Consider the following 26,844-nt stretch of genomic DNA (forward strand, 5'->3'; position numbering starts at 1 on the left):
CTTCCGGCTCGCCATCCTCGGGCGGCCAATTATAGGTCAGCTCGATTTCGGCGATGTCTTCCTGTCCGGGCGCGGCAAGGAAGATCAGCGTGAAGCGGCCCTTCTCGCTCTCCATTCGCCTGACTTCCTCCAGCCCCAGCAGTTTGAAGAAATCGATTGTCGCATCGGGATCGCTGACCCGGATCATGCTGTGGAGAAATTTGACCACTTTCACCTACTCCATTCGTCGCTATTCAAGCACGGTTCATCGCCATAATGGAAAATCCGGACTACTTCGCCGATGCCAAGCGCTTTCACTATAAAGGATGCCTGCCGTGACTGACGAGACCCCGCAAACTAGACCCGAACCGCCGGTCGATGCCACCCCTTTCTGGCAGGGGCGGGAGACAAGATTGTGGTTCGGCAGCGCGGCGATCCTGACGATCGGGCTGGTGCTTGGCGGGTACCTGCTGGGCAACGGACTGGTCCGGGCCAAGGATGCGGACCGCTCGGTCACCGTCCGCGGGCTGGCGGAGCGCGAAGTCACCGCCGACCTCGCCACCTGGACCCTGTCCTATTCGGCGACCGCCGCCAACCTCGCCGAGGCCCAGGCCAGCGTCGATCGCGACACCACCCAGATCCGCGCCTTTTTCGGCGAACTCGGATTTGCGGCCGACACGCTCGAACCGACCGGGGTCAATGTCTCGAGCTATAGCAATAACGGCATCCCGCAATTCACCGTGCGCCAGCGCATGACCCTGCGCAGCACCGATATCGAACTGGCGCAGAAGGCGGTGCGCCAGCAATTCGATCTCGTCCGCCGCGGAGTGCAGCTCGAAGAGGGTTCGGGCATGAGCTACACCTTCACCAAGCTCAATGAGATCAAGCCGGAAATGGTCGCCGAGGCGACCAAGGACGCCCGCGCGGCGGCCGAACAGTTCGCCGAGGATTCGGGCACCAGCGTCGGCGGGATCAAGCAGGCGACCCAGGGCTATTTCTCGATCGAGGCGCGCGACGGCGACGGTGGCGGCTGGGGCGTGTCGGACACGCCGTTCAAGCAGGTCCGGGTCGTGACCACGGTCGATTTCTACCTGCGCTGAACCGCGGCTCGGGATACGAAAAGGGGCCCGCGCCACTGCCGGCGCGGGCCCCTTCGAAATGGCTTCGCAGCCGGAGTTGCTTAGAAGCTGACCCCGATCGTGCCGACGACGGTGTCGTCGGTCACGCCATTGATATCGGCGCCATCGTCGTCGACACCGATATAGGCAATGCCGATCGAGAGGTTATCGCCAATCGCGAGATCGGCGCCAATGCCGTAGTCGAGAGCGTTGCTGTCGGCCGTGAAGGTCAGTGCGCCGTCGGTGTAGCCGAGATGGCCCCAGACCGAAATCGGCGTATCGGGAATGCCGATGCCGATATCGCCATAAAGGTACAGGTTGTCGTCCGGACCACCGAAATCGAGCGAATCCTGGCTCGGCGCATAGGCGACGCCGAAGGTCAGTTCGGCCGGACCGACAGACGGGCTGATCGAAGCGTAAAGCTCCCAGTAATCGGCCGGGTCGAGATCGTTGGTCGGATAGAGATAATAGAGCGCGCCGACATCGAAGCCGAGGCCGTCGGTCAATTCGCCCGACCAGCCGGCATAGATGTCGAGTTCCATCTCGCCGTAGACATCCCCGCCGTCGATCGACGAAGCCCAGGTGCCGACATAGAAGCCGGCATCGGTACCAAGGTCGATACCGCCCTGGATGGCGGGGTCACCACCCGACAGGCCGACCCCGCGGAAGCGGTAGTCGCTGACGATAGTAGCGTTTCCGGAAATCGAAATCCCGAGATCATCCTGGGCCAAGGCGGGGGTGGCGACCAGTGCGGAACCGGCGAGAACAGTAGCAGCCATCAGGCTGCGGACGGACGTAAGCATGGCAATCTTCCTTATGCTTTGGTTGCAAGCCTCGTCCCACCTGCGCATAAAGCCGGCCGCCTCGTTTGCTGTGCGGACCTTGCTGAATGCCCAACGAAACTGCCCACTGATGCTGCGCTGCACAAGACAAATTGCTATGTGTCACTTACAAATCGCCACACTGTGTTGTTTGCGCATCACCCTTTCACGCTTGCCCAGGCATTGACGCGTTCGCACCCCAAGCCGCGAATGCGGGGTTGCCATGCGATCCCAGAATGGCAAATCGCGCAGCAAGGATGACAAAATCGATCCGCCAGCTCCTCGGCCTGTCCGGCAGGCAACATTCGCCCCGCATTCCCTCGGGGCGCCGGATCTATGCGATCGGCGATATCCACGGCCGGCTCGACCTGTTCGAGGCCCTGCTCGAAGCGATCGAGCGGGACGATCGCGAGGCACCCAAGGCGAAATCGACCGTCATCCTGCTGGGCGACCTGGTCGATCGCGGTCCCGACAGCGCCGGGGTGATCAAGCGCGCCCGCAAGCTGCAAAAGGGCCGCGACACAAGGGTGCTGGCCGGCAATCACGAGGAAATGTTCCTCCTGAGTTTCGACAGGAAGGACGTGTTGCGACATTTCCTGCGTTTCGGCGGACGGGAAACGCTGCGCAGCTACGGAATCAACCAGCGGCCCAAGAACAAGAAGGATCTCGAGGCCTTGCAGCGCCAGATGAAAGAGCTCATTCCGCGCAAGGACGTCAAGTTCATCAGGGAGATGGAAGACCGGGTGACAATCGGCGATTACGCCTTCGTCCATGCCGGAATCCTGCCCAAGGTGAAGCTGGCGGACCAGAGCCCGGTCGATCTGCGCTGGATCAGGGAGCCATTCTTGTCCAGCGAAGTGCGCCATTCGCATATCATCGTCCACGGCCACACGATCTATAACAAGCCAGAATTGCGCGAGAACCGGATTGGGATCGACACCGGGGCTTTTGCGTCTGGGCGCTTGACCGCGCTGGTGCTTGAAGGCACCGGGCGCAGGTTCATCGAGACCAGGGTCAAGAAGGGCGTGATCACCACGCGTGCCAGGAAGGCGGAACTATGAAGATCGCAATGGCCGGTGCCGGCTATGTCGGGTTGGTGTCGGGCGCATGCCTGGCCGATTTCGGCCATGATGTCGTCTGCATCGACAAGGACCAGGCCAAGATCGATTCCCTGCTCGATGGGGTGATGCCGATTTTCGAGCCGGGTCTGGCGGAACTGGTCGCGAGCAATGTGAAGGCCGGGCGCCTGTCCTTTTCGACCAATCTCGGCGAAGCGATGGACGGGGCCAGCGCGATCTTCATCGCCGTCGGCACCCCCTCGCGCCGCGGCGACGGCCATGCCGACCTGACCTTCGTCTATGAAGTCGCGCGGGAGATCGGCGCAAACCTCAAGAGCCCGGCAACAATCGTCACCAAGTCGACCGTCCCCGTCGGAACCGGCGACGAAGTCGAGCGGATCATTCGCGAATCCGGCACAAAGGCGCAGTTTTCGGTCGTCTCCAATCCCGAATTCCTGCGCGAGGGCGCGGCGATCGGCGATTTCAAGCGGCCGGACCGGATCGTGATCGGGGCCGAAGACGATTTCGGCAAGCAGGTGATGAGCGAGGTCTATCGCCCGCTGTTCCTCAACAAGGCGCCGATCCTGTTCACCAGCCGCCGCAGCGCCGAGCTGATCAAATACGCGGCCAATGCCTTCCTTGCGACCAAGATCACCTTCATCAACGAGATGGCCGACCTGTGCGAAAAGGTGGGGGCCGACGTGCAGGATATCAGCCGCGGGATCGGGCTCGACAACCGCATCGGGCCCAAATTCCTGCATGCCGGCCCCGGCTATGGCGGCAGCTGCTTCCCCAAGGATACGCTGGCCCTGCTCAAGACGGCGGAGGACTATGACAGTCCGACCCGGATCGTCGAAGCCGTGGTCAAGGTCAATGAGAGCCGCAAGCGCGCGATGGGCCGCAAGGTGGTGGATGCGCTGGGCGGTGAAGCGCGCGGCAAGAAGGTCGCGCTGCTGGGGCTGACCTTCAAGCCAAACACCGACGACATGCGCGACAGCCCATCGATTGCCATCGCCATGACCTTGCAGGACGCCGGCGCGAAGGTATCGGCCTACGATCCCGAAGGGATGGAGCAGGCCCGCCCGCTGATGCCGGGGGTGGAAATGGCCGACAGCCCCTATTCCGCGATCGAAGGTGCCGATGCGATCGTAATCGTCACCGAATGGGACGCCTTTCGCGCGCTCGACATCAAGCGGGTGAAGAGCCTTGCGAATGCGCCGGTGCTGGTCGATCTGCGCAATGTCTACGAGCCCGAGGAAATCCGCGCCGAAGGCTTCACCTATGTGAGCATCGGCCGGCGCTGACCGAGCGACCGGCCGAGCCGACGCCAAGACCATGGACCCTTCGATCCAGCTCCTGTTGATGTTCGCGCTGCTCGTCGGCGTGAACCTGATGCCCGCATTCGGGCCGCCGACCTGGGCGATCATCGTCTTCTACAGCCTCAACAGCGACCTGCATCCGATCGAGATCATCCTGACCGGGGCGCTGGCCGCGGCCATCGGGCGATTTTCGCTGGCGTGGATTTTCAGGCTCCTCGGCCATCGCCTGCCCAGGAAATTCCGTGACAACCTTGCCGCCGCCCGCGAGCTCTTCGAGCGCAATCGTCGCAACGGGATCATCGCACTGACCCTGTTCGCGCTGTCGCCGGTTCCTTCCGCCCAGCTGTTCGAAGCCGCCGGCCTTGCCGGAGTGCGGTTGCTGCAGTTCACGATCGCCTTCTTCCTCGGGCGAATCGTCTCCTATTCGATCTACACCTACACCGCGCAGGGCATCCGCCATTCGGCACTGGGGGATATCTTTGCCGAGGGTCTGAGCAGCCCGCTGGGGATCACCCTGCAGTTGATCATGATCGCGGGCCTCGTCGCGCTCGCCAAGATCGACTGGGCCAAGCTGCTCGAAAAGGCCAACGGCTCCAAGCCCGGCGAGTGACCAGCGGCCCCACCGCCTGTTCCATTGGGGCGATTGATCTTGGTCAATGCCGCCAGGCTGCTTTGGGCCGAATAGGCCTTTCGGACAGACTCAACTTCCCGGCCAGGCCGGGGAGGCAGAACAGGGAGGGGTCGCGATGGGCGGCGTGCTCGATTTTCTCTATCGCCTCACGGAATGGCTCCGCGAAGCGACCTTGCTGCCGGAATTCTCGCTCTGGGTAACCGACTGGCCGCTGGCGATCTGGCTGCAGGAACATTTCCTCGCCATCCCCGGCTTCCAGACGATCCATATCCTGGCGATCGCCGCGCTGTTCGGCTCGGTGCTGATGCTCAACCTTCGGGTGCTGGGCAAGAAGGGCATGGACCTCAGCCTGGCCGATGCCTTCTCCCGCTACCGCGCCTGGACCTGGTGGAGCCTCGCCGCGCTGGTCCTGAGCGGCGTGATCCTCCTCATCAGCGAGCCGGTGCGCAACATGGTCAATTCGGTCTTCTGGCTGAAGATGATCGCGCTGTTCCTGGCCGTGACGGTGAGCCTCTGGTTCCAGGGCTCGGTCCGCCGGAACATGGCCCGGATCGAAGCTTCGCCGCAGGGCGTCGCCTCGATTCGCGTGGGTGCCTGGGCGGTGATCGTGCTGTGGCTCATCGTAATGACTGGCGGCCGCTGGATCGCCTACTCGCCGAACTGAGGGGGCAAGAATGGCAAACATGACTATCTGGCAAAAGATCGAAGCCACCGCCGTCGGCACAAGGATCGCCGAAAGCGAGTGGATGTTCCCGACGATCGAGACGATCCATGTGTTTGCGCTGGTCACGGTGATCGGCCTGATCGCGATCATGGACATGCGCCTGTTGGGCCTCAATTCGAAGAACCGCACGGTAATGGCGCTCGAACGCGACACGATCCCGCTGACCTGGAAGGCCTTCGCACTCGCGACCGTCACCGGGGTGCTGATGTGGATCAGCAAGGCGGCCACCTACATGGCCAATCCCTATTTCCTGTGGAAGATGGGGCTGATTGTCGTCGCCGGGATCAACATGGTGATCTTCCACCGGATCGTGTCGAAGGGCATCGACCAGTGGGGCCAGCCGGGCGCGAAGATCCCGCTGGCGGCGAAGGTCTCGGGGCTTGTGTCGCTGGGCCTGTGGATCATCATCCCGTTCTGCGGGCGGATCGTGGGGTTCACCCTCGGGACGTATTACTCGGCCTACTGAGAGCAAAGATGAAATCGGCAGGCCCGGCGCTCCAATGGGAGGGAGCGCCGGGCTTGTCGGCATTATTCGTCCGTTGCGAGAAGGTATTTCCAGATCGCCGCGCCAACCGCAGCGCCAACCAAGGGCGCAACCCAGAACAGCCACAGCTGACCCACGGCGCCCGTTTCAGCGAACAATGCCACCCCTGTCGATCGGGCCGGATTGACCGACGTATTGGTTACCGGGATCGAGATCAGGTGGATCAGCGTCAGTGCCAGGCCGATCGCGATCGGGGCGAAGCCGGCCGGGGCGCTCTTGGACGTCGAACCCAGGATCACGACCAGGAAACCGGCCGTCAGCACGATTTCCGCCAGCAGCGCCGCGTGCATCGCATAACCGCCCGGCGAGAGTTCCCCGAAGCCGTTGCTGGCAAACCCGCCGGGTGACCAGCCGGCCTGTCCCGAAGCGATCGCAAACAATACTGCGCCAGCCAGTACGGCACCAACCACTTGCGCCGCCCAATAGGGCACCAGGTCCTTCCATGCCGAACGTCCGGCGATCGACAGCCCGAGCGTAACCGCCGGATTGAAATGCCCGCCGGAGATCCCACCCACGGCATAGGCCATGGTCAGCACCGTGAGGCCGAACGCCAGCGAAACCCCGGCAAAGCCGATCCCGAGTTCCGGAAATGCCGCGGCCAGCACGGCCGAGCCGCACCCGCCGAACACCAGCCAGAATGTACCAAAGAATTCTGCTGCAAGCCTTCGTGTCATGATCTCCTCCCTTTTCCGCGAGTCTCCCTAGGCTGGAGATTACACCGCAGGGGGCAGAAGGCGAAGGATTATAGGACCGGAAAGATGCCAGGGGGCCTGTAAGCCGGGTTCTGTATTGCGTGTGGTATCCTGACGGACCCGCGCCGCAATGGCAGCCATTCATCTAGGCCGTCTGTCGCCACACGGCTCAAGCAACCAACCCGGGCGACTGGTCCGAAACAAACCTGCTGCAAGCAGCGCGCCGCCCCTATTCGGTCTTGCTCCGGGTGGGGTTTGCCATGCGGACGCTGTTGCCAGCGTCCCGGTGCGCTCTTGCCGCACCCTTTCACCCTTGCCTGTGCCCCGGATCAGGTCCGGGGCCATCGGCGGTATACTCTCTGTGGCACTTTCCCTGGACTTCGCAGCAAGCCGCTCGTCCGGCGGGGGTTACCCGCCACCCCTGTAACGTGGAGCCCGGACTTTCCTCGTCCCCCGCTTGCGCGAGGGCCGCGACTGCCCAGCCCCCTGACGGGAGGCGATATAGGCGGTCGAGGCCGTTATTGCTAGCCCCGCGCGACCTCAGTCTCGTTCCACCAACGGAGTTCGCTCGCCTGCCCACTCGCGCGGATTATGGCCTCGATCGCGGTCGCCAGCCTTTCAACGGTCTCAGCCGTCGAAACCTGACGGAACCACCGCCGCACAAAAGGCCGCGATGGCTCGATGAAGCACAGATGGCCGTCGGAATATTCGAGGTAGTCGCCGGTGCCGATCCATAACGAAAAGGCCTCGTTGTCCAGCACGATGCACCAGCCCCAATCTTCCTGCACCACCCGCTTCACAGCGAAGCCGTGTTCCGGCAGCCTTGACGAAAGAAGCTCGGCCACCAGCCTCCCGCCGATCTCTCCGGGATCGTCAGTTCTATTAAAGGCTTCGCGCAAAGCCTCCGACCGAAACTCCAAATGTGTGCGCATTCCCGTCTTGCCTTTCTACCGGGTCAATCCCCGGTCGCGATCGACGAGCAAGGCAAACAGCATTGCCCCGATCTCGTTATCGATCTCGCCGTCGAGCTTGCGCGGGCGCCAGCGGCGCTGGAACGCGGTGACGGCCGCGCGCGGATCCGAAATGTCATAGCCGAAGCGTTCGAGCGACAGCATGAAGGCCCCGTCATTGTCGAACGGGTTGCCGAGTTCGAGATCGGGCAGCGGCAGTGCCAAGCCGAGCTCGCCGAGCAGGTCCCAGTCGAACAATTCGCCCGGATCCTCCTTGCGCGCGGGGGCGATATCCGAATGGCCGACGACATTGGCGCGCGGGATATCGTGGCGCTGCTTGATCTCGAACAGCAGCGGGCAGAGCGCTTCCATCTGCGCATCGGTGAACGGGCGATAGCCGAATTCATGCCCGGGATTGACCAGTTCGATCCCGATGCTGGCCGAATTGACGTCGGTGATCCCGCGCCAGTAGCTCTTGCCGGCATGCCAGGCGCGCTTGTCCTCGTCGACCAGCCGGAACACCGTGCCGTCTTCCTCGATCATGTAATGGGCCGAAACCTCGGCCACCGGATCGAGCATCCGCGCAAGCGCGGCCTCGCCGGTCTCCATCCCGGTGTAATGCAGCACCACCATCGAGATCGGCAGCTTGCGCTGGTTGAAATTGGGCGACGGCGCCTCGCGCTGGACCAGTTCGCTCATCGTGATCCTCCCCTGCAGGGGGAGGTGGCAGCCCGCAGGGGCTGACGGAGAGGTGTAACCGCCGGCGGGGAAACCCCTCCACCGCCTTCGGCGGTCCCCCTCCCCCCATGGGGGAGGATCGGAACGCCACCGCGCGGCATCAGCCCAGCGGAAGCACCGCGCCCATCACCAGCGCGTCCCCGCTCGCCGCATGTTGCAGCCCGCCGCCGCTTTCCTGCGCCAGCAGGTGGAGCATATAGGGTGCCGCGGTCCGGCTGGTGATCTCGCCTTCGGCCAGCGAGCCGTCGAGCGCGCGGCCGATCACCGGGTCGAACACGACCCTGTCCCCGCTCGCCCGCAAAGCGATCTCGCAAGCCTCACCCGTCACCTCGGCCCCAACTTCGAGCTTGCCCCCGCGCACCAGCGCCTCGATCCCGATCTGGGCGAGATTGAGCAGCATCTTCACCGCCGGCTTGGGCAGCTTAGCCGCTTCCACCTGCCAATCGAGTTCGATCTTGTCGCCGGTGAGCGCAGCAATCAGCGCATGTGGCTCGGATGAATCGACCTCGTCGCCGAACCCCCCGGCCGCCCCGAATGCAAGCCGGAAGAATCTGAGCTTGTCGGCCGAGGTCTTGGCGCTCTGTTCGAGCAGTTCGAAACAGCGCTGGCGCATCTCGGGATCGGTCTCGTCGGCAAGCAGCTCGAGCCCGTTGGTAAGCGCGCCTACCGGGCTCAGCAGGTCATGGCAAAGCTTGGAACAAAGCAGGCTGGCAAGGTCGGTTGGAGAAATGGTCATGGTTTGGGGTGGGTCCGTCTTCCTCGATGAAGTTTCACACGATTGCTAGGGAACAATCGGGAAAATCCCGCCCCCTCGCGCTTCCCCTAGCAGCAGAGTGCCGCATACGGAATCCCTGTGGAAACATTGCCGCGCGGCACGTCGCGAGCCGGGAACCTCAGGCCTCCACGATCGCATAGGCAAGCGGTTCGAAGCCTTCGGGCGTATCGCGCCAGAAGCGCACCAGCCCGTTCGCGACGATCGCCCAGGCCTTGCCGTCGCCGGCTGCCTGTTCGCGGTCGGTCTTCGAAGGTTCGGGCGGACCGGAGGGATGCGAATGGAAATAGCCGATGAGCTGCGGGCCTCTCCCCCGTTCGGAGCGGTGGGCATCGATCAGCGCCTGCGGATCGATCTCGAACTGGCGCTCGGGATCGAGCGCGACATTTCTGGCGGTGGCAGCCTCCTCCACCCGCCCTTCGGCGCCGAGCAACAGCCCGCAGGCCTCTTCGGGCGCGGCCTGCGCGGCTGCGGCGACCATCGCCTCCAGCGCTTCCCTTGCGACTTCGAGCGTCATGGCCCATTTCCCTAGCGATGGACGGCGCGGAAATCATTACCGGAGTGATCGGGGCCGCAGGGCGGCTCGACAAGGCGCTGGCCGAAGCCAGCGGGCTGTCGCGCGAACGGGTCAAGGCGCTGCTCGGCGAGGGGCGGGTGATGCTGGGCGGGAAGCCGGCCGCGAGCCCGTCGGCCAAGGCGGAAGCGGGGGCCGGCTTTTCAATCGAGGTGCCGCCCGCCGCGCTGGCCGAAGCGCAGCCGCAGGACATCCCGCTGACCATCGTGTTCGAGGACGAGCATTTGATCGTGATCGACAAGCCGGCCGGACTGGTCGTCCATCCGGCAGCCGGCAATCGCGACGGGACGCTGGTCAATGCGCTGCTCCATCACTGCCGGGGGCAGCTCTCGGGCATTGGCGGGGTGGCGCGCCCCGGGATCGTCCACCGGATCGATAAGGATACGTCCGGGCTGCTGGTCGTGGCCAAGAGCGATGCGGCGCATGAGGGACTGGCGAAACAGTTTGCCGAACACTCGATCGAGCGCGCCTATTGCGCGGTGGTTGCAGGCCATCCGCGGCCGCTTTCCGGCACGATTGCGGGCCGAATTGGCCGCTCGGACGCGAATCGCAAGAAAATGGCGGTGCTTTCCGACGGGGCGAGTCGCGGAAAACGCGCCGTAACCCATTACAAGGTCAAGAAACTGCTCGATTGCGCGGCCCTGGTCGAATGCCGGCTCGAAACCGGGCGGACCCACCAGGTGCGGGTTCACATGGCGTCAATCGGCCATGCGCTATTGGGGGACCCGCTCTATGGCCGCACACCCGCCAAATTACGTCCTGTTTTGAAGGAGTTGGGCTTCCATCGCCAGGCGCTGCACGCGGCGATTCTCGGCTTCGAGCATCCGGTTACAAAAAATACTATGCGTTTCGAAAGCAATTTGCCGGCTGACATGGCGGAACTAATCGACCAAATTGCGCGTTGATCCGACGAAAAAGACCCTTTTTCAGGAAAAATCCGCTATAAGGGAATGAAGGCAAGTGGCCGTGCCGAGCAGGATGCCCAGCAGGGGTCCCGCAAAATCCGGTCGACATGAGGAAAGGTACAGAGAATTGAGCAACAAGACCAAGGCACTCACGGTACCGGCGCTGAGCGGAGAGCAAAGCCTCAACCGGTATCTCGCCGAAATCAAGAAATTCCCGGTGCTGACGGCCGAGCAGGAATACATGCTCGCCAAGCGCTATGCCGAACATGAAGACCCAGAGGCCGCGGCCCAGCTGGTCACCAGCCATTTGCGGCTCGTGGCCAAGATCGCGATGGGCTATCGCGGCTATGGCCTGCCGGTTTCCGACCTGATCAGCGAAGGCAATGTCGGGCTGATGCAGGGCGTCAAGAAGTTTGAGCCCGATCGCGGCTTCCGCCTCGCGACCTATGCGATGTGGTGGATCAAGGCCTCGATCCAGGAGTTCATCCTGCGCAGCTGGAGCCTCGTGAAGATGGGCACCACCGCCGCGCAGAAGAAGCTGTTCTTCAATTTGCGCCGGATGAAGCGCAATCTCGACGCCTATGAAGACACCGACCTGCACCCGGACGATGTCGCCAAGATCGCCCACGATCTTGGCGTACCCGAGCAGGAAGTCGTCAACATGAACCGGCGGATGATGATGGGCGGGGATGCCTCGCTCAACGTCTCGATGCGCCAGGGCGAGGAAGACTCGGGCCAGTGGATGGATTTCCTGCAGGACGAAGGTCCGCTGCAGGACGAGATGGTCGCCGAGGACGAGGAGGCGCAGATGCGCCACGAAATGCTCGCCGAGGCGATGGACGCGCTCAACGAGCGCGAACGCCACATCCTCACCGAGCGGCGGCTGACCGACAATCCGCAGACGCTCGAAGAGCTGTCGCAGGTTTACGACGTGAGCCGCGAACGGATTCGCCAGATCGAGGTCCGCGCGTTTGAGAAGCTGCAAAAGGCGATGCAGCGGATCGCCGGCGAAAGGCTGCTGCCGGCCGCCAGCTAAATCTCATCTCTCCCCGTCGCCCAGCCCAAACGGTGACGGGGAGGATTTTCACATCCTTAAGAGCGCGCTAGAGCCTACTCATGGCCCGCCGCATCTTCCGTTATACAGCCCTCACCGTCATGTGGTTCATCCTCGTCAGCTTCGCGCTGGTGGTGGTGTTCCGCTTCGTCCCGGTGCCGGTGACCGCGACCATGGTGCTCGACGGCAACGGCATCACCAAGGACTGGACCCCGCTCTCGCGGATCGACCGCAACATGGTTTCGGCGGTGATCGCGGCGGAAGACGGCAAGTTCTGCACCCATAACGGGTTCGATACCGAAGCGATCGAGGAAGCGATCGAAGAGCGGGTCCGCGGCGAGCGCGAACGCGGCGCCTCGACCATCAGCCAGCAGACCGCCAAGAACGTGTTCCTGTGGCAGGGCGGCGGCTGGTTCAGGAAAGGACTCGAAGCCTGGTTCACCATGCTGATCGAAACCTTCTGGACCAAAAGGCGGATCATGGAAGTCTATCTCAATGTCGCCGAGACCGGGATCGGCACTTACGGCGTCGAGGCCGGGTCGCAGCGCTATTTCAAGCATTCCGCCGCGCGGCTTTCGCAGAGCGAGGCGGCGCGCATGGCCGCCGCCCTGCCCAGCCCCAAGACCCGAGCCGTCGTCAGCCCCTCTGGCTTCACCCGCCGCTATGGCAACACGATCCAGGCGCGGATCGGCGTGGTTCGGCGCGACGGGCTCGACGCCTGCGTCTATGGCTGAGGCAGATGGGGGGAAACCACTCGCATAGTCACGTCAACCCTCATGGCCGGGGACCGGCCAGCCATGGCCGCGCCTTTGCCATCGGCGTGCTGCTCAATTCGGCGTTCGTCGTCATCGAGGCGACGTTCGGTTTTCTCTCCGGCTCGATGGCGCTGGTCGCCGATGCCGGGCACAATCTGTCGGACGTGCTCGCGCTGCTGATCGCCTGGGGCGCGAACATCATGTCCTCCCGCCCTGCGCCCTCGCGCTTCACCTATGGCTACAAGTCGAGTTCGATCCTCGCCGCGCTGGCCAATGCCGGGCTGCTGCTGGTGGCAGTGGGCGCGATCGCGATCGAAACCCTGCGGCGTTTCGTCGTCCCGGCCGAGGTCGAGGGGATGACGATGATCGTGGTCGCGGGGATCGGCGTCGTGATCAACACCGCGACCGCGCTGCTGTTCCTTTCCGGGCGCAAGCGCGACCTCAATATCCGCGGCGCCTTTCTCCACATGGCGGCCGACGCGCTGGTTTCGGTCGGGGTCGTGGTGGCGGGCGTATTGATCCTTGTCACCGGCCTGCGCTGGATCGACCCGGTCACCAGCCTCGTCATCGTCGCGGTAATCGCCTGGGGCACCTGGGGCCTGCTCAGGGACAGCGTGAAGCTGGGCCTCAACGCGGTGCCCGAGGGTATCTGCGAAGTGGAAGTGCGTAGCTATCTCGAAGGATTATCCGGCGTGTCGGCAGTGCACGACATGCATATCTGGCCGATGTCGACCACCGAGACGGCCTTTACCGCACATCTGGTGATACCGGGCGGCCATCCGGGCGACGCCTTCCTGCACGACATCGCGCACGAGCTCGAACACCGTTTCGGCATCCACCACGCGACGGTGCAGGTGGAGGTGGGCGGAGAATGTATTGGATGCGGTCCGCGTGATGGGCTTGGATAAATGCCCGTCATCCCAGCATTCGCTGGGATGACGCTTTCGATCAAGCCGCTTCTTCCTTTTCATCCTTGCCACCAAGCACGCGGATCGGTTCCTTGCGACCTTCGACCACGTCCTTGTCGACCACGATCTCGGTCACCCCTTCCATGCTGGGCAAGTCGAACATCGTATCGAGCAGGATACCCTCGACGATCGAGCGCAATCCGCGCGCGCCGGTCTTGCGGTCGATCGCCTTCTCGGCGATCGTTTCGAGCGCGTCGTCGGTGAAGGTCAGCACGACATCCTCGAGCTCGAACAGCTTGGCATATTGCTTGATCAGCGCGTTCTTCGGTTCCTTGAGGATCTGCACCAGCGCCGCGACATCGAGATCGTTGAGCGTCGCGATCACCGGCAGGCGGCCGACGAATTCGGGGATCAGCCCGAATTTCAGCAGGTCTTCCGGCTCGGCCTTCTGCAGCAATTCGCCCACCCGGCGCTTGTCCGGATCGGCGACATGCGCGCCGAACCCGATCGACCGCTTCTGCAGGCGATCGGCAATAATCTTTTCGAGCCCCGAAAAGGCGCCGCCGCAAATGAACAGGATGTTGGTCGTATCGACCTGGAGGAATTCCTGCTGCGGATGCTTGCGCCCGCCCTGCGGCGGGACCGAGGCGGTGGTGCCTTCCATCAGCTTCAACAGCGCCTGTTGCACGCCCTCGCCCGAAACGTCGCGGGTGATCGAGGGATTTTCCGCCTTGCGGGTGATCTTGTCGATCTCGTCGATATAGACGATCCCCTGCTGCGCCTTGTCGACATTGTAGTCCGACGCCTGGAGCAGCTTGAGGATAATGTTCTCGACATCCTCGCCGACATAGCCGGCTTCGGTCAGCGTCGTCGCATCGGCCATAGTGAAGGGCACGTCGAAAGTGCGCGCCAGCGTCTGGGCGAGCAGCGTCTTGCCGCAGCCCGTGGGCCCGACGAGCAGGATGTTCGATTTCGCGAGCTCGACATCGCCGGCCTTGGACGCGTGTTTGAGCCGCTTGTAATGGTTGTGCACCGCGACCGAGAGCACGCGCTTGGCGCGGTCCTGGCCGATCACGTAATCGTTGAGCGTCTCGAAAATTTCCAGCGGGGTCGGGACGCCGCCATCCTTCTTGCCGGCGATCCCGGCCTTGGCTTCTTCGCGGATGATGTCGTTGCACAGCTCGACGCATTCGTCGCAGATGAACACGGTCGGCCCGGCGATGAGCTTGCGCACCTCGTGCTGCGACTTCCCGCAGAAGCTGCAGTAAAGGGTGCTTTTTGAGTCAGATCCGCTCAATTTCGTCATTCTTCTTTCCCGTGCCGCCCCGCAAATTTCCGGGGCGGGATTCGCCGGAGAGTGTAACCCGACGATTCTGATAATCAATCCGGCCTACTAAAGCCTTTATTGTCTTGCGGGCGACTGAACTTGCAGGGTTGCCAAAATGCTACAGTCCGGTTTCCCGCCGGAATTTACTCGGGCGCACCGCCCGAACCGCTTTCATCGCCGGTTTCTTCTGAATCCGGCCGGGATTCGAAGACCTTGTCGACGATCCCGAACTTCTTGGCTTCGTCCGCTTCGAGGAACGTGTCGCGGTCGAGCGCCTTTTCGATCTCGGTCAGGCTTTGCCCGGTATATTTGACGTAGAGATCGTTCATCCGCGCGCGAATCCGCAGGATTTCCTTCGCCTGGATCTCGATATCCGAGGCCATGCCACGCGCCCCGCCCGAAGGCTGGTGGACCATGATCCGCGCATTGGGGAGCGCGATCCGCATGCCCGGCTCGCCCGCCGCCAGCAAGAAACTGCCCATCGAGGCGGCTTGGCCGATGCACACGGTCGATACCCGCGGCTTGATATATTGCATGGTGTCGTGGATCGCCATGCCGGCCGTCACCACCCCGCCCGGCGAATTGATGTACATGCTGATCGGCTTCGAAGGGTTTTCGCTTTCGAGGAACAGCAATTGCGCGACAATCAGCGAAGCCATCGTGTCTTCCACCTGGCCGGTAACGAAAACGATGCGTTCGCGCAGCAGGCGGCTGAAGATATCGAAGCTGCGTTCGCCGCGGCTGGTCTGCTCGACCACCACCGGCACCAGCGCGCCCGTAACTGGATCGCGGGCAAGCTGGCCCCCAAAGTCTCCGGGGGCACCGTAGGTTCCGCCGCTATTGCCGAACAGATCGATCATGGATTTCCTCGTTTATGGACAGGCGGCCTATTTCGGCGTTCGGACGAAGATGTTCAAGCCCGTTAACCCACTCGTTGACTTTGTCCTTCATCGGACGAAAAGCGCTGTCGGTCGAAATGCGACGCAATTGCATTTCGGCCGCGCTAAAGGACATGAATGACTACACATGTCATCGGGAAGGGATGGCATTCGGGATTGATGGGGAGTTGTGCTGCCGCGGCGCTGGTATTTCCGGCCGCAGCCCTTGCCCAGGACAATGTCGAGATGCCGGTGCCGGAAGAAACGGCGCTCGACCGGGCGACCGGCGCGACGGTCTACACGCCCGAGGACTTCGCCCGCTTCGCCCCGCGCAACGTGCTCGACATGCTCGCGCAGGTGCCCGGATTCACGATCCGCTCGGGCAGCCAGGGGCGCGGGCTCGGCCAGACCAATGACAACGTCCTGATCAATGGCGAACGGGTCGCCAGCAAGTCGGACGGTATCTTCGAACAATTGCGGCGGATTACCCCGGAGCGGGTTGTGCGGATCGAAATCGTCGACGGCTCGACGCTCGGCATTCCCGGCCTTTCCGGGCAAGTGGCGAATGTCATCACCAAGGGCGGCGCGATCAGCGGCCAGTTCGAATATCGCATCCAGTGGCGCCCCAAATACGCCAAGCCGAGCTATTTCGGCGGCAATATCTCGGTTTCGGGCTCGAGCGACGATTTCGAATGGAGCCTTGCCTACAACCATGGCAACGGCCGCGGGGCGGCGGCAGGACCGGGCTATATCACCGATGGCCTTGGCAACATCACCGAGCACCGCGATATCTACCTGCATTTCGAAGGCGAGTTCCCGAGCCTGTCCGGGCGCGTCAAATGGACCAGCCCGGGCGGGACGATCGTCAATGCCAACGCCAATTACGGGCGCCGCTATACCGATTTCTCGAATGACGAGGACCGCGACCTGGTGGTGGGCACGGATTTGTTCCGCGATTTCGACAATCGCGGGCGCGGCTACAATTACGAGATCGGCGGCGACGTCGACTTCCCGCTCGGGCCGGGCCGGCTCAAGCTGATCGGGCTCGAACGGTTCAACCACAACACCCAGAATTCGACGTCGCTGTTCGATTACGCCGACGATACGCCGACCGAAGGCAGCCGCTTCTTCGCGCTCGGCGATAGCGGGGAACGGATTGGCCGCGCCGAATATCGCTGGGCGATGCTCGGCGGGGACTGGCAGCTCGACGCCGAAGCGGCGTTCAACCGCCTCGACCAGATTTCGCAGCTGTTCATCCTCCAACCCGACGGCGAGTTCGAGGAAATCCCCTTCCCTGGCGGGAGCGGGGGCGTGACCGAGGACCGCTACGAAGCGATCCTCACCCACAGCCGCCCGCTGGCGGGCAATCTCACCATGATCCTGGGCGCGGGCGGCGAATATTCGAAGCTCGCCCAGACCGGGCCGGGCGGCCTGACGCGCGAATTCTGGCGCCCCAAGGGCTCGCTGACGCTGGGCTGGACCCCGGGCAACAATTGGGACCTTTCGCTCAAGCTTGCGCGCACGGTCGGCCAGCTCAATTTCGGGGACTTTCTCGCCCAGGTCTTCCTCCAGAACGAGAACGAGAATGCCGGCAATGCCGAACTCGTGCCGACCCAGACCTGGGAAGCCGATCTCGAGATCAAGAAGGGCCTCGGCAAATGGGGTTCGTCCACCCTGACGCTCTATTCGCGCTGGTACGAGGATTACATCGATATCATCCCGCTTCCCGGCGGCGGGGAATCGAGCGGCAATATCGACACTGCCCAACTCTACGGTGTCCGGCTCAACAGCACGATCAATCTCGATCCGATCGGGTTCAAGGGCGCCAAGCTGGAAATCGGCGGGCGGCTAGAGGAAACCAGCATTCGCGACCCGCTGACCATGGAGACCCGCAGCTTCTCCAACCATTACGACCGTTCGGTCGAAATCTCGATCAGGCACGACGTGCCGGGCAGCAGCTGGGCCTGGGGCGCGGGTTTCCAGTACGACCATGCCTTGCCATTTTACCGGCTCTCCGAAGTCGCGCTCGACTATGAAGGCCCGATCTACACCTGGGCGTTTGTCGAGCATAAGGACGTGTTCGGCCTGACCGTGAACTTCCAGGTCTTCAACCTCACCGACGGGCGGGCGCTGTTCGACCGGACGGTCTTTGACGGATTGCGGACCGAGGCCCCGATCCTGTTTACCGAACACCGCAACATGAGCGTCCAGCCGATCTTCCGCTTCCAGGTGAGGGGCAGCTTCTAGCCCCTTCGTCTTGGCGAGCGTGGCGAAGCAATCCAGGGCGGCGCTCCAATTCCCCGGATTGCTTCGCCGGCGTCGCCTCCTCGCAATGAATTTCGCTGAAGATTGCACTTGCGACACCCGCCACTCAGGGCCAGCATGCCGGAATGAGGACCCTGATTGCCCTGCTCGCCGCGTCGCTCCTTGTTGCCGGAACGGCGCAGGCGCAGGCGGATTCAGCCCGGGCATATCTCGACCGGATTGCGGCGCTGGACGATGCCGGGCCACGGCTCGATGCGGTGATCGTGACCAACGGGGATGCGCCGCACTTGGCCTTGCAGGCCGAACGGGCCGGCCTCCCGCTCGCCGGGCGAACCGTGCTGGTGAAGGACAATATCGAAACGCGCGAATGGCCGACGACGGCGGGCAGCCTTGCCTTGGCCGGCAACGCCACCGGGCGCGATGCCCCGCTGATTGCGAACCTGCGCGCGGCAGGCGGCGTGGTGCTGGGCAAGACCAATCTTTCCGAATGGGCCAATATCCGTTCGAACGAGAGCACCAGCGGCTGGAGCGCGGTCGGCGGGCTGACGAAAAATCCCCATGCCACCGACCGCAATGCCTGCGGATCGTCCTCGGGCAGCGCCGCGGCGGTCGCCGCCGAACTGGCCTGGGCCGCGATCGGGACCGAGACCAACGGATCGATAGCCTGCCCCGCTTCGGTCAACGGGATCGTCGGCTTCAAGCCGACCGTCGGCCTCGTCAGCCGGACCCATGTGGTGCCGATCAGCCATAGCCAGGACACCGCCGGACCGATGGCGCGCAGCGTCTATGACGCCGCGCTCCTGCTCACCGCAATTTCCGGCAGTGATCCTCTCGACCCGGCGACAGCAGAGGCAGGTGCACACAAGACCGACTTTACCGTGGGACTTGTCGATGCTTCGCTCGCCGGCATGCGGATCGGGGTCCTGCGCAACCAGCAGGGCGAGGACAAGCGGATCGTCGCCCTGTTCGATGCCGCGCTGGCCGACCTGGAGCGAGCCGGGGCGGAGCTGGTCGAAATCCGGTACGAGTTTCCCGACGAAGCCTGGGAAGACGAATTGCACGTCTTGCTGTTCGAGCTGCGGGAAAATCTCAACGCCTACCTTGCCGGATCGCCGGCCGAGATCCCGGTGCGCAGCCTCGCCGATGTGATCGCCTTCAACGAGGCGCATGCGACAGATGAAATGCGCTGGTTCGACCAGGACCTGTTCATCGAGGCGGAGGGCGCCACCGACCGCGCTGCCTATGAGGCGGCGCTGGCGAACATCCTCTCGCTTGCACGCGAACAGGGGATCGACCGGCTGCTGAACGAGCACGATGTCCGCTTCCTGATCGCCCCGACCGAAGGCCCGGCCTGGACCACCGACCTGGTGCTGGGCGATCATTTCGCGGGTTCGGTCGGCGCCGGATATCTCGCGGCGATCGCCGGCTACCCCCATCTGACCGTGCCGATGGGGGCGGTCGAAGGCCTGCCGGTAGGGTTGTCCTTCATGGGCGCGAAATGGAGCGATCACGCGGTGCTCAAGGCAGGCGCTTCCTATGAGGCCAACCGGTCGGCCGAACTCGCCCAACCCGGTTTCAAGGATTGGGAACCGGGCAATTGAACCGTTTGTCGCGATTTGTCGCATAATGCAAAAACCGGGTGTCAAAATCGCCGCGAGTAACTAATAGGCCCCTATTCGTTAGCCTATACAACGACTTTTCCCGGGGGATCTGGCCTTGCACTGCAGGAAACCTGCTAGAATGGCGGCGCGCTGGTTGCAGGCAGCTGGCATTGCAGGCCTGGCGCTGGTTCCCGCAGGCGCGCTCGCCCAGCCGGGCGATGTCCTGCTCGCCCCGCCCATAGCTGCCGAGGAGGATCCTGCCACAAGCAACGAGGGTGGCGTGGTTGTCCATGATGCGATGGCGATCTACGAGCCCGCCTTCTTCATCCCCTACGCTCCGCGCAGTGCACTCGACATGGTGGGGCAACTGCCGGGCTTCACGATCGACAGCGGCGGCGGGTTCAACCAGGCACGCGGTCTCGGGCAGGCCAGCGGAAATGTGCTGCTGAATGGCGAGCGTATCGTCACGAAATCGGGCTCGATCGCCGACGATTTGGCGCGAATTCCGGCCGGCGACGTCATTCGCATCGAGCTGGTCGACGGCGCCACGCTCAACATCCCGGGCCTTTCGGGGCGCGTGGCCAATGTCATCGCCAGGTCCAGCGGCAAATTACAGGGCCAGTTCGAATGGCGGCCCCAAATGGCTGCCGAATATGCCGATGCACGCTGGCTGGAAGGGATCGTCTCGGTTTCCGGCACAATCGGCAGGCTCGGTTTCACCGTCGCTGTCGAAGGGCGCCCGGTGCGCAACGGCAGTGGCGGCCCCAACCTCATTACCTTCGGTGACGGAAGTTTCCAGGAGCGCTTCAGCGAGACCAAGGCGAACGGCAACGATAAGCGCGTTTCGGGCACGCTGCGCTACCAGACGCCCGGCGGGACGGTCGCCAACCTCAATGCTTCCTACCTGCACCGCCGGTTCCACGCCTTCGAAGAAGAGAATGTGATCGGGCCCCAGGGGGCACCGCCGCTGACCGACAATTTCAACCAGCGCAACAGGGGGCACGACTTCGAAATCGGCGGCGACATCGACTTTGCACTGGGGCCTGGGCGAATGAAGCTGATCGGGCTCGACAGTTCGCAGGAACTCAGCTTTCTCTCCCAGACGGTCATCGACCCGGCGACCGGCGATCCGGCGTTCGGCAGCCGCTTTCTCCAGCAAAGCCAGCGCAGCGAACGCATCGGCCGCGGCGAATACAGCTGGGCGATGTGGGGCGCCGACTGGCAATGGTCGTTCGAAGCGGCGTTCAACAAGCTCGACCAGCAGGGAGAACTGTTCCTGCTTGTGCCGAGCGGGGATTTCGATCAGGTCCCATTCCCCTTCGGCACCGGCGGAGTGCGCGAGGACCGCTACGAATCGCTATTATCGTATGGCCGCCCGCTGACCGGCAATTTGTCCATGCAATTGATCGCCGGCGGCGAGTATTCGACCATCAGCGTGACCGGCAGCAACGCCAATTCGCGCACTTTCGTCCGGCCCAAGGGGTCACTGTCCCTGGCGTGGAAACCGCAGGCGGGACTCGATGTGTCCATGCGGCTGGAGCGGCGTGTGGGCCAGCTCAATTTCGGCGATTTCCTGGCCGCGGTGAACCTCGGCGACGACAACCAGAATGACGCCAACAACGAGCTCAGACCCGACCAGAGCTGGGGCATCGAAATCGAAGCGACGCGCGATTTCGGCGCCTGGGGCAGCGCGACCTTGCGCACCTTCATGCGCCGGTTCGAGGATTTCGTGACCTTTATTCCCACCACCGGCGGCGGCGAGGCGCGCGGCAATATCGCCTGGGCGCGGGTCATGGGCATCCAACTCAATGGCACGTTGCGGCTCGATCAGCTTGGCCTGGCCGGCGCCAAGATCGACCTTGCCGCAGCGATGCGCGATTCGATCTATCCCGACCCGGTCGAAAGCGGGAAGCTGCCGGTGCAGTTCGCCCAACCGCACAGTTTCGAGATCGATTTCCGCTACGATGTACCCGGAAGCAATTGGGCGTTCGGCACCGGCTATCGCTATTCCAGCTTCAACCGCTATTACCGGGTCGCCGAATATGGCCTCGATCACGCTTTCGACCACAATCCCTATGTCCTGATCGAGCACAAGGATGTGTTCGGGTTGAGCGTTCAGGCGCGTTTCAACAACCTGCTCAATCGCCCGCTGGTGCTCGACCGGTCTGTCTTTGCCGGTCCGCGCGGCAGTTCGCCGCTGCTGTTCCACGAAGACCGCCGGCGCGAGGTCGGCAGGGTGGTCAATCTTGTCGTCAAGGGCAGCTTCTGATTGGCAGTTGACCGTGCCTCCAATGCAAGAGAGAAGGCGCACCGGCGCAAAGGCCTGACCCTGGAGAATTCTCCGATGAAGCGGATCCTTACCCTGATTTCCGGTTTCCTGGCGATATCCGCAACCGTGGCTGCCGTTCCGGCTTTCGGACAGGAGTCAAAGCTCGACCGGATCGTCAGGGCCGATCCCGACAGGGAAATCGTTGTCGAAGCGGTCGAGGAGATCGATCCCGAAGATTTGAGCGTTCGCGAGGTCAAGAAGCAGGCCCGATCGATCACCGATGCCACGAACATCTTCGGCGATCCGCTGCCCGTGTTCCACAAGCCGGTCTGTCCGGGCGTGTCGGGCCTGCCGGTCGATCTCGCGACCCTGATCGCCGATCGTATCCGCTTCAATGCCGAACGGACGGGTTTGCGGCTTGCCGAAGGCGGAGAATGCCAGCCGAACTTCATCGTTTCCTTCGTCGCCAATGGACAGAAGGCGCTGCAGGAGATGGCCGACAAGGGAAACACCGTCTTTTCCATGATCGACTTGGCCGAGCGGCGCAGCCTGCTGAACGATCCGGGTCCAGTGCATGCATTTATTGTCGCTGCCAATCGGACCCATACGGGCGACAGGCCGGCTTGGGACCCGCGCGGGCAATATGAGGTAATCAACGCCCAACAGGCGCATTCCTTGATCCTGTTGCCGATGCGCACGGATATCCAGATCTCGGTCGTGTTGATCGACATCCCGGCGATCGACGGGATGAGCGCGGTCCAGATCGCCGATTATGCAACGATGCGCGGGCTGGCAAAGACCCGTCCGATCGAAGGCGATCCCGCCTTCGGCTCGATTCTCAACCTGTTTGACGAGGAGAGCCGGCACCCGCTCGAATTGACGGCATTCGACCTCGCCTATCTCGAGACAGTCTATAAGCACCCGCCAAATATCGCCGCGGCCGCCAAGCTCGGTACGGTCGAAGGTGCGATGCAGAAGGTGCTGGTCGCTGCCGCGGAAGCCGATCGGGCCCTGAGCGAATAAGCCGATCCGGCAAACGGGCTATTTCTTCGCGGTGGGCTTTTTCGCCGGAGCCTTCTTCGCTGGAGCTTGCTTGGCCGCGGGCTTCTTCGCCGGGGCCTTTTTCGCGGCAGGCTGAGGTTCGGCCTTCTTTTCCGGAGCCTTCTTGGCCGGAGCCTTCTTCGCGGCCGGTTGCTTGTCTTCCTTGGCCGCTTCCTTCCTGGCCGGGGCCTTCTTTGCTGCCGGCTTCCCGGCCGCGGCCTTCTTCGGCGCGGGCTTCTTCTCCGCCGGAGTTTCCTCGGCTTCGATCGCCGCTTCGACTTCCGCGCGGGTCGCTTCCACCTGGGTCACCTCGGCCACCGCGAACAGGAAATCGACCACCTTCTCTTCATAGAGCGGAGCGCGCAGCTGCGCCTGTGCGACCGCATCCTTGACCACATAGTCGACGAATTTCTGCCGGTCGGCTTCGGGATATCGCTGGGCCTCCTGGCGGATCAGCATTTCCATTTCCTGCCGCGATACTTCGACGCCATTGTCGTGGCCGATTTCCGACAGCAACAGGCCGAGCCGCACCCGGCGCTCGGCGATCGCGCGGTAATCGTCCTTCTCGGCCTCGATTTCCTTCATCGCCGCATCGGGATCGTCTTCCTTGGCGGCTTCCTGCACGACCTGGCGCCAGATCTGGTCGAATTCGGCCTTGACCATGCTCGGCGGCACCGCGAAATCGTGATCGGCTGCCAACTGGTCGAGCAGGCCGCGCTTCATCTGGGTCCGGGTCAGCCCGGCATTTTCCTGCTCCAGCTGGCCGCGGATGAGTTCCCTGAGCTTGTCGAGTCCTTCGAGTCCGAGCGACTTGGCGAAATCCTCGTCGACCTTGGTCTCGGTCTCGACCTTCACCTGCTTCACGGTGACGTCGAATGTCGCTTCCTTGCCCTTGAGGTTCTCGGCCTGGTAATTCTTCGGGAAAGTGACGGTGATGGTCTTTTGATCGCCCGCCTTCACACCCTTGAGCTGGTCTTCGAAGCCGGGGATGAACTGGCCCGAGCCGAGCACGAGGCCGATATTCTCGGCCTTGCCGCCTTCGAATTCCTCGCCGTCGATCTTGCCGGTGAAATCGATGATCAGCTGGTCGCCATCGGCGGCCTTCTTCGTCTTGGGCGCGTCCTTGTAGCTCTTCTGGTCCTTGGCGAATTTCGCGATCGCCTCGTCGACCTCCTTGTCGGTCACCTTGACGACCATCTTGGTCAGCTTGAGGCCGTCGATCGACGGCGGCGCGATATCGGGCAGGATCTCGAGCTCGATGTCGAGCCTGGCATCCTTGCCCTGTTCGTAGGCCTTGTCGAGGTCGATCCTGGGCTGCAGCGCCGGGCGCAGCTTCCGGTCGGCAATCAACCCGTCGACAAATTCGCGGATCGAATTGTTGAGCGCATCGGCGTGAAGCGCTTCGCCATGCATCTTCTTGACGAGGTTCGCCGGAACCTTGCCCGGGCGGAATCCGGGCATGCGCACCTGCGGCGCGATCTTCTTCACCTCGCGGTCGATCCGCGCCTCGATTTCCTTGGCCTCGATGGTGAGCACATAGGCGCGCTTCAAACCCTCGTTGGTCTTCTCGACAATCTGCATCTTCGGTCTAACGCCTTCTCAAACAATCTCTCTTTCGCCGGTTCCGCAGCTCGGGGAACTGGTGCGGGCGAAGGGACTCGAACCCCCACATCTTTCGATACTGGTACCTAAAACCAGCGCGTCTACCAGTTCCGCCACGCCCGCGGCCCGACGAAGCCTGCAGGATCGGAGAATCCGGCACCCTGCGCAACAGGCAAGCGCCCTTATAAGGGCGCGCGCGAAAGGGCAAGCAATTGCAGCCACATTCGGGCGTTGCCTGCGCGGTGAGGGGACAGTAGAGGCGCGCCATGAGCGATAAAAACACCACCCCCGCGGCGGCGGACGTCCCGCCCGATCGCCTCGCGATCAGCCCGGCAAGCCCGCATTTCGATGCCGAGATCCTGCAGCGCGGGGTCGGCATCCGCTTCAAGGGCACGGTCCGGACCAATGTCGACGAATATTGCATCTCCGAAGGCTGGGTGAAGGTCCAGGCCGGCAAGACCGTCGACCGCAAGGGCAACCCGTTGCTGTTGAAGCTCAACGGCCCGGTCGAAGCGTGGTTCGAAGACCTTGGCGACGACCCTCCGGTGGCCAGGGCCTGACCGAGCTTTCGCTTGCCAAACATGGCCGCGAAGGCCACCCCGCCCCGAAATGAAACCGCAGGTGATCATCATCGGCCGGCCCAATGTCGGCAAGTCGACGCTGTTCAACCGGCTCGTCGGCAAGAAGCTCGCGCTGGTCGACGACCAGCCGGGGGTGACGCGTGACCGGCGCTTCGGCGATGCCGAATTGCTGGGGCTCGAATTCACGGCGGTCGATACCGCCGGCTGGGAGGACGAGGACCCCGAAAGCCTGCCCGGGCGCATGCGCGCCCAGACCGAAATCTCGCTCAAGGGCGCCGACGTCGCGCTGTTCGTGATCGATGCCCGCGCCGGCCTCACCCCGCTCGATCAGGAGATCGGGCGCTGGCTGCGCGAACAAAATGTCCCGGTGGTGCTGGTCGCCAACAAGGCCGAGGGCCGCGCGGGCGAAGCCGGCATCCTCGAAGCATGGTCGCTCGGCCTCGGCGATCCGATCCCGTTCTCCGCCGAGCATGGCGAAGGGCTGGTCGATTTGTTCGAGGCGCTGCGCCCGCTGATCGACAAGGACGACGAAAAGTTCGGCGAGAATGCTGCCGCGATCGATGCGGATGACGAAGACGCCCCGGCCGGCCCGCTCAAGCTCGCGATTGTCGGGCGGCCCAATGCCGGCAAGTCGACCCTGATCAACAGGCTGCTGGGCGAGGACCGGCTGCTGACCGGCCCCGAGGCCGGGATCACCCGCGACAGCATCGCGATCGACTGGCAATGGACCGATCCGAAATCGGGCGAGACGCGCGGCATCCGCCTGATCGATACCGCCGGGATGCGCAAGAAGGCCAAGGTGGTCGACAAGCTCGAGAAGCTCGCCGTCGCCGATGCCCGCCATGCGGTCGACTTCGCCGAAGTGGTCGTGCTGCTCCTCGATGCCACCAAGGGCCTCGAGCACCAGGACCTCAAGATCGCCGACCTGGTGCTGCAGGAAGGCCGTGCGCTGATGATCGCGATCAACAAGTGGGACATTGCCGAGAACCCGAGCGCGCTCTTCAACGGCGTCCGCGAGGCGCTTGGCGACGGCTTGAGCCAGGTGAAGGGCGTGCCGCTGCTGTCGGTCTCGGCCAGGACCGGCAAGGGGCTCGACGCCATGCTTGGCGCCGCGTTCGAATTGCGCGAGGCGTGGAGCCGCCGCGTGCCGACCGCCGCGCTCAACCGCTGGTTCGACGACGCGATGGCGGCCAACCCCCCGCCCGCGCCGGGCGGCAGGCGGATCAAGCTTAGATACATCACCCAGGTGAAGACCCGCCCGCCGAGCTTCGTGATCTTCGGCACCAGGCTGGACGCGCTGCCCGCGAGCTATGAGCGCTACCTGGTGAACTCGCTGCGCGACAAGCTCGGCTTCGGCTCGGTGCCGATCCGGTTGAGCCTGCGCAGCCCGAAGAACCCGTTTGCTCAGGGGTGAGCCGGAGAACGCCTGCCAGTGCAGCGGTGCCAGTCCCCGGGGGGGGTTAACAAAAGCTTGTCGCCTGCCCGAAAGGACAGGTAGGCGATCCGTGTAATTTTATTACGCTTGCGCTCGCGACCCAAGGACCGGAAGCCAATGCCTTCCGATCCGCCTTTGGCCCCCGCGAGAGCGGGGGCCATTTTTTTCGGCAGAAGCCAGTCGGCCCCGCAGGGTGTAAGCCAGCGCCATGCCCGCCAGCGCAGGGGCTCGCCGCAAGCTACTGTTTTCCTACATCCCCGAAACCTGCCATGACGGGGGTGGCTCTTTCAGATCGTCAGCCTC

At 63.4% G+C, this 26,844-nt stretch carries 26 protein-coding genes, 1 tRNA gene and 1 other RNA gene; 16 read left to right on the plus strand and 12 right to left on the minus strand.

What is annotated here, in order from left to right; all coding sequences use genetic code 11:
* On the minus strand, positions 1-208 hold a 208-nt coding region (locus AC16XC_RS03225), incomplete at its 3' end, for a VOC family protein (RefSeq protein WP_484033223.1).
* A 184-nt stretch (positions 209-392) separates the two neighbouring features.
* Here AC16XC_RS03225 and AC16XC_RS03230 point away from each other — a divergent pair.
* A complete protein-coding gene (locus AC16XC_RS03230) occupies positions 393-1,079 on the plus strand; it encodes an SIMPL domain-containing protein (protein WP_484033224.1) in 687 nt (228 codons plus the stop codon).
* A gap of 80 nt (positions 1,080-1,159) precedes the next feature.
* Here the strand turns inward: AC16XC_RS03230 and AC16XC_RS03235 are convergent, their stop codons facing one another.
* Complete coding sequence (locus AC16XC_RS03235) at positions 1,160-1,900, minus strand: TorF family putative porin (protein WP_484033199.1); 741 nt, start codon at positions 1,898-1,900, stop codon at positions 1,160-1,162.
* Positions 1,901-2,175: 275 nt separating this feature from the next.
* Here AC16XC_RS03235 and AC16XC_RS03240 point away from each other — a divergent pair, with 275 nt between their 5' ends.
* The 5 genes from AC16XC_RS03240 to AC16XC_RS03260 all read left to right on the plus strand — a co-directional run bounded on the left by AC16XC_RS03240 (position 2,176) and on the right by AC16XC_RS03260 (position 6,116).
* Positions 2,176-2,979 (plus strand): metallophosphoesterase family protein, encoded by an 804-nt coding sequence (locus AC16XC_RS03240; protein WP_484033200.1) that lies wholly within the window; start codon positions 2,176-2,178, stop codon positions 2,977-2,979.
* Positions 2,976-4,280, plus strand: coding sequence for a UDP-glucose dehydrogenase family protein (locus AC16XC_RS03245; RefSeq protein WP_484033201.1), 1,305 nt, complete (start codon positions 2,976-2,978; stop codon positions 4,278-4,280). The genes AC16XC_RS03240 and AC16XC_RS03245 overlap by 4 nt, the downstream gene beginning before the upstream one ends.
* 31 nt (positions 4,281-4,311) lie before the next feature.
* Entirely contained in the window at positions 4,312-4,905 is a 594-nt protein-coding gene (locus tag AC16XC_RS03250) for a VTT domain-containing protein (protein ID WP_484033202.1), read from the plus strand.
* Positions 4,906-5,041: 136 nt separating this feature from the next.
* Positions 5,042-5,590 (plus strand): DUF6644 family protein, encoded by a 549-nt coding sequence (locus AC16XC_RS03255; protein WP_484033203.1) that lies wholly within the window; start codon positions 5,042-5,044, stop codon positions 5,588-5,590.
* Between the two features lie 19 nt (positions 5,591-5,609).
* Positions 5,610-6,116: a DUF6644 family protein gene (locus tag AC16XC_RS03260; RefSeq protein WP_484033204.1), complete on the plus strand. Its 507-nt coding sequence runs from the start codon at positions 5,610-5,612 to the stop codon at positions 6,114-6,116.
* A gap of 62 nt (positions 6,117-6,178) precedes the next feature.
* On the opposite strand, the gene aqpZ is transcribed toward AC16XC_RS03260, so the two are convergent.
* The 6 genes from aqpZ to AC16XC_RS03290 form a co-directional block, all read right to left on the minus strand.
* Complete coding sequence (gene aqpZ / locus AC16XC_RS03265) at positions 6,179-6,868, minus strand: aquaporin Z (protein ID WP_484033205.1); 690 nt, start codon at positions 6,866-6,868, stop codon at positions 6,179-6,181.
* Positions 6,869-6,951: 83 nt separating this feature from the next.
* Positions 6,952-7,376: RNase P RNA component class A (gene rnpB, locus AC16XC_RS03270), an RNA gene on the minus strand.
* A 34-nt stretch (positions 7,377-7,410) separates the two neighbouring features.
* Entirely contained in the window at positions 7,411-7,818 is a 408-nt protein-coding gene (locus AC16XC_RS03275) for a hypothetical protein (RefSeq protein WP_484033206.1), read from the minus strand.
* A gap of 15 nt (positions 7,819-7,833) precedes the next feature.
* Positions 7,834-8,535 (minus strand): N-acetylmuramoyl-L-alanine amidase, encoded by a 702-nt coding sequence (locus tag AC16XC_RS03280; protein ID WP_484033207.1) that lies wholly within the window; start codon positions 8,533-8,535, stop codon positions 7,834-7,836.
* A 139-nt stretch (positions 8,536-8,674) separates the two neighbouring features.
* Positions 8,675-9,310, minus strand: a complete 636-nt coding sequence (locus AC16XC_RS03285; protein WP_484033208.1) for a histidine phosphotransferase family protein — start codon at positions 9,308-9,310, stop codon at positions 8,675-8,677.
* Positions 9,311-9,467: 157 nt separating this feature from the next.
* Positions 9,468-9,863, minus strand: a complete 396-nt coding sequence (locus tag AC16XC_RS03290) for a M67 family metallopeptidase (protein ID WP_484033209.1) — start codon at positions 9,861-9,863, stop codon at positions 9,468-9,470.
* Between the two features lie 17 nt (positions 9,864-9,880).
* On the opposite strand from AC16XC_RS03290, the gene AC16XC_RS03295 reads away from it, so the two are divergent.
* The 4 genes from AC16XC_RS03295 to AC16XC_RS03310 all read left to right on the plus strand — a co-directional run bounded on the left by AC16XC_RS03295 (position 9,881) and on the right by AC16XC_RS03310 (position 13,542).
* Entirely contained in the window at positions 9,881-10,825 is a 945-nt protein-coding gene (locus AC16XC_RS03295) for an RluA family pseudouridine synthase (protein WP_484033210.1), read from the plus strand.
* 127 nt (positions 10,826-10,952) lie between these two features.
* The gene (rpoH, locus tag AC16XC_RS03300) at positions 10,953-11,861 is read left to right on the plus strand and encodes an RNA polymerase sigma factor RpoH (RefSeq protein WP_484033211.1); all 909 of its coding nucleotides are present in this window, start codon (positions 10,953-10,955) and stop codon (positions 11,859-11,861) included.
* 80 nt (positions 11,862-11,941) lie between these two features.
* Positions 11,942-12,613 carry a monofunctional biosynthetic peptidoglycan transglycosylase gene (gene mtgA / locus AC16XC_RS03305; protein ID WP_484033212.1) on the plus strand — a complete coding sequence of 224 codons (672 nt, stop codon included), beginning with the start codon at positions 11,942-11,944 and terminating at the stop codon, positions 12,611-12,613.
* Between the two features lie 5 nt (positions 12,614-12,618).
* Positions 12,619-13,542: a cation diffusion facilitator family transporter gene (locus tag AC16XC_RS03310; RefSeq protein ID WP_484033213.1), complete on the plus strand. Its 924-nt coding sequence runs from the start codon at positions 12,619-12,621 to the stop codon at positions 13,540-13,542.
* A gap of 40 nt (positions 13,543-13,582) precedes the next feature.
* Here the strand turns inward: AC16XC_RS03310 and clpX are convergent, their stop codons facing one another.
* Both clpX and AC16XC_RS03320 read right to left on the minus strand, forming a co-directional pair.
* On the minus strand, positions 13,583-14,848 hold the full coding sequence (clpX, locus tag AC16XC_RS03315; RefSeq protein ID WP_484033214.1) for an ATP-dependent Clp protease ATP-binding subunit ClpX: 1,266 nt from the start codon (positions 14,846-14,848) through the stop codon (positions 13,583-13,585).
* 164 nt (positions 14,849-15,012) lie between these two features.
* A complete protein-coding gene (locus AC16XC_RS03320; protein ID WP_484033215.1) occupies positions 15,013-15,729 on the minus strand; it encodes an ATP-dependent Clp protease proteolytic subunit in 717 nt (238 codons plus the stop codon).
* Positions 15,730-15,885: 156 nt separating this feature from the next.
* Here AC16XC_RS03320 and AC16XC_RS03325 point away from each other — a divergent pair, with 156 nt between their 5' ends.
* From AC16XC_RS03325 to AC16XC_RS03340, 4 genes are all read left to right on the plus strand, one after another.
* A complete protein-coding gene (locus AC16XC_RS03325; protein ID WP_484033216.1) occupies positions 15,886-17,994 on the plus strand; it encodes a TonB-dependent receptor plug domain-containing protein in 2,109 nt (702 codons plus the stop codon).
* 143 nt (positions 17,995-18,137) lie between these two features.
* Positions 18,138-19,613 (plus strand): amidase, encoded by a 1,476-nt coding sequence (locus tag AC16XC_RS03330; protein ID WP_484033217.1) that lies wholly within the window; start codon positions 18,138-18,140, stop codon positions 19,611-19,613.
* Positions 19,614-19,752: 139 nt separating this feature from the next.
* Positions 19,753-21,882: a TonB-dependent receptor plug domain-containing protein gene (locus AC16XC_RS03335; RefSeq protein WP_484033218.1), complete on the plus strand. Its 2,130-nt coding sequence runs from the start codon at positions 19,753-19,755 to the stop codon at positions 21,880-21,882.
* A gap of 75 nt (positions 21,883-21,957) precedes the next feature.
* Positions 21,958-22,905 carry a hypothetical protein gene (locus AC16XC_RS03340; RefSeq protein ID WP_484033219.1) on the plus strand — a complete coding sequence of 316 codons (948 nt, stop codon included), beginning with the start codon at positions 21,958-21,960 and terminating at the stop codon, positions 22,903-22,905.
* A gap of 18 nt (positions 22,906-22,923) precedes the next feature.
* Here AC16XC_RS03340 and tig read toward each other — a convergent pair whose 3' ends face one another.
* Together tig and AC16XC_RS03350 are read right to left on the minus strand one after the other, a co-directional pair.
* Complete coding sequence (tig, locus tag AC16XC_RS03345) at positions 22,924-24,504, minus strand: trigger factor (RefSeq protein WP_484033220.1); 1,581 nt, start codon at positions 24,502-24,504, stop codon at positions 22,924-22,926.
* Positions 24,505-24,563: 59 nt separating this feature from the next.
* A tRNA-Leu gene (locus AC16XC_RS03350) sits at positions 24,564-24,648 on the minus strand.
* A 143-nt stretch (positions 24,649-24,791) separates the two neighbouring features.
* Here AC16XC_RS03350 and AC16XC_RS03355 point away from each other — a divergent pair.
* Complete coding sequence (locus AC16XC_RS03355; protein ID WP_484033221.1) at positions 24,792-25,085, plus strand: DUF3297 family protein; 294 nt, start codon at positions 24,792-24,794, stop codon at positions 25,083-25,085.
* Positions 25,086-25,134: 49 nt separating this feature from the next.
* Complete coding sequence (gene der, locus AC16XC_RS03360; RefSeq protein ID WP_484033222.1) at positions 25,135-26,520, plus strand: ribosome biogenesis GTPase Der; 1,386 nt, start codon at positions 25,135-25,137, stop codon at positions 26,518-26,520.
* Positions 26,521-26,844: the final 324 nt, after the last annotated feature.

This window comes from Candidatus Andeanibacterium sp., from assembly GCF_057143545.1.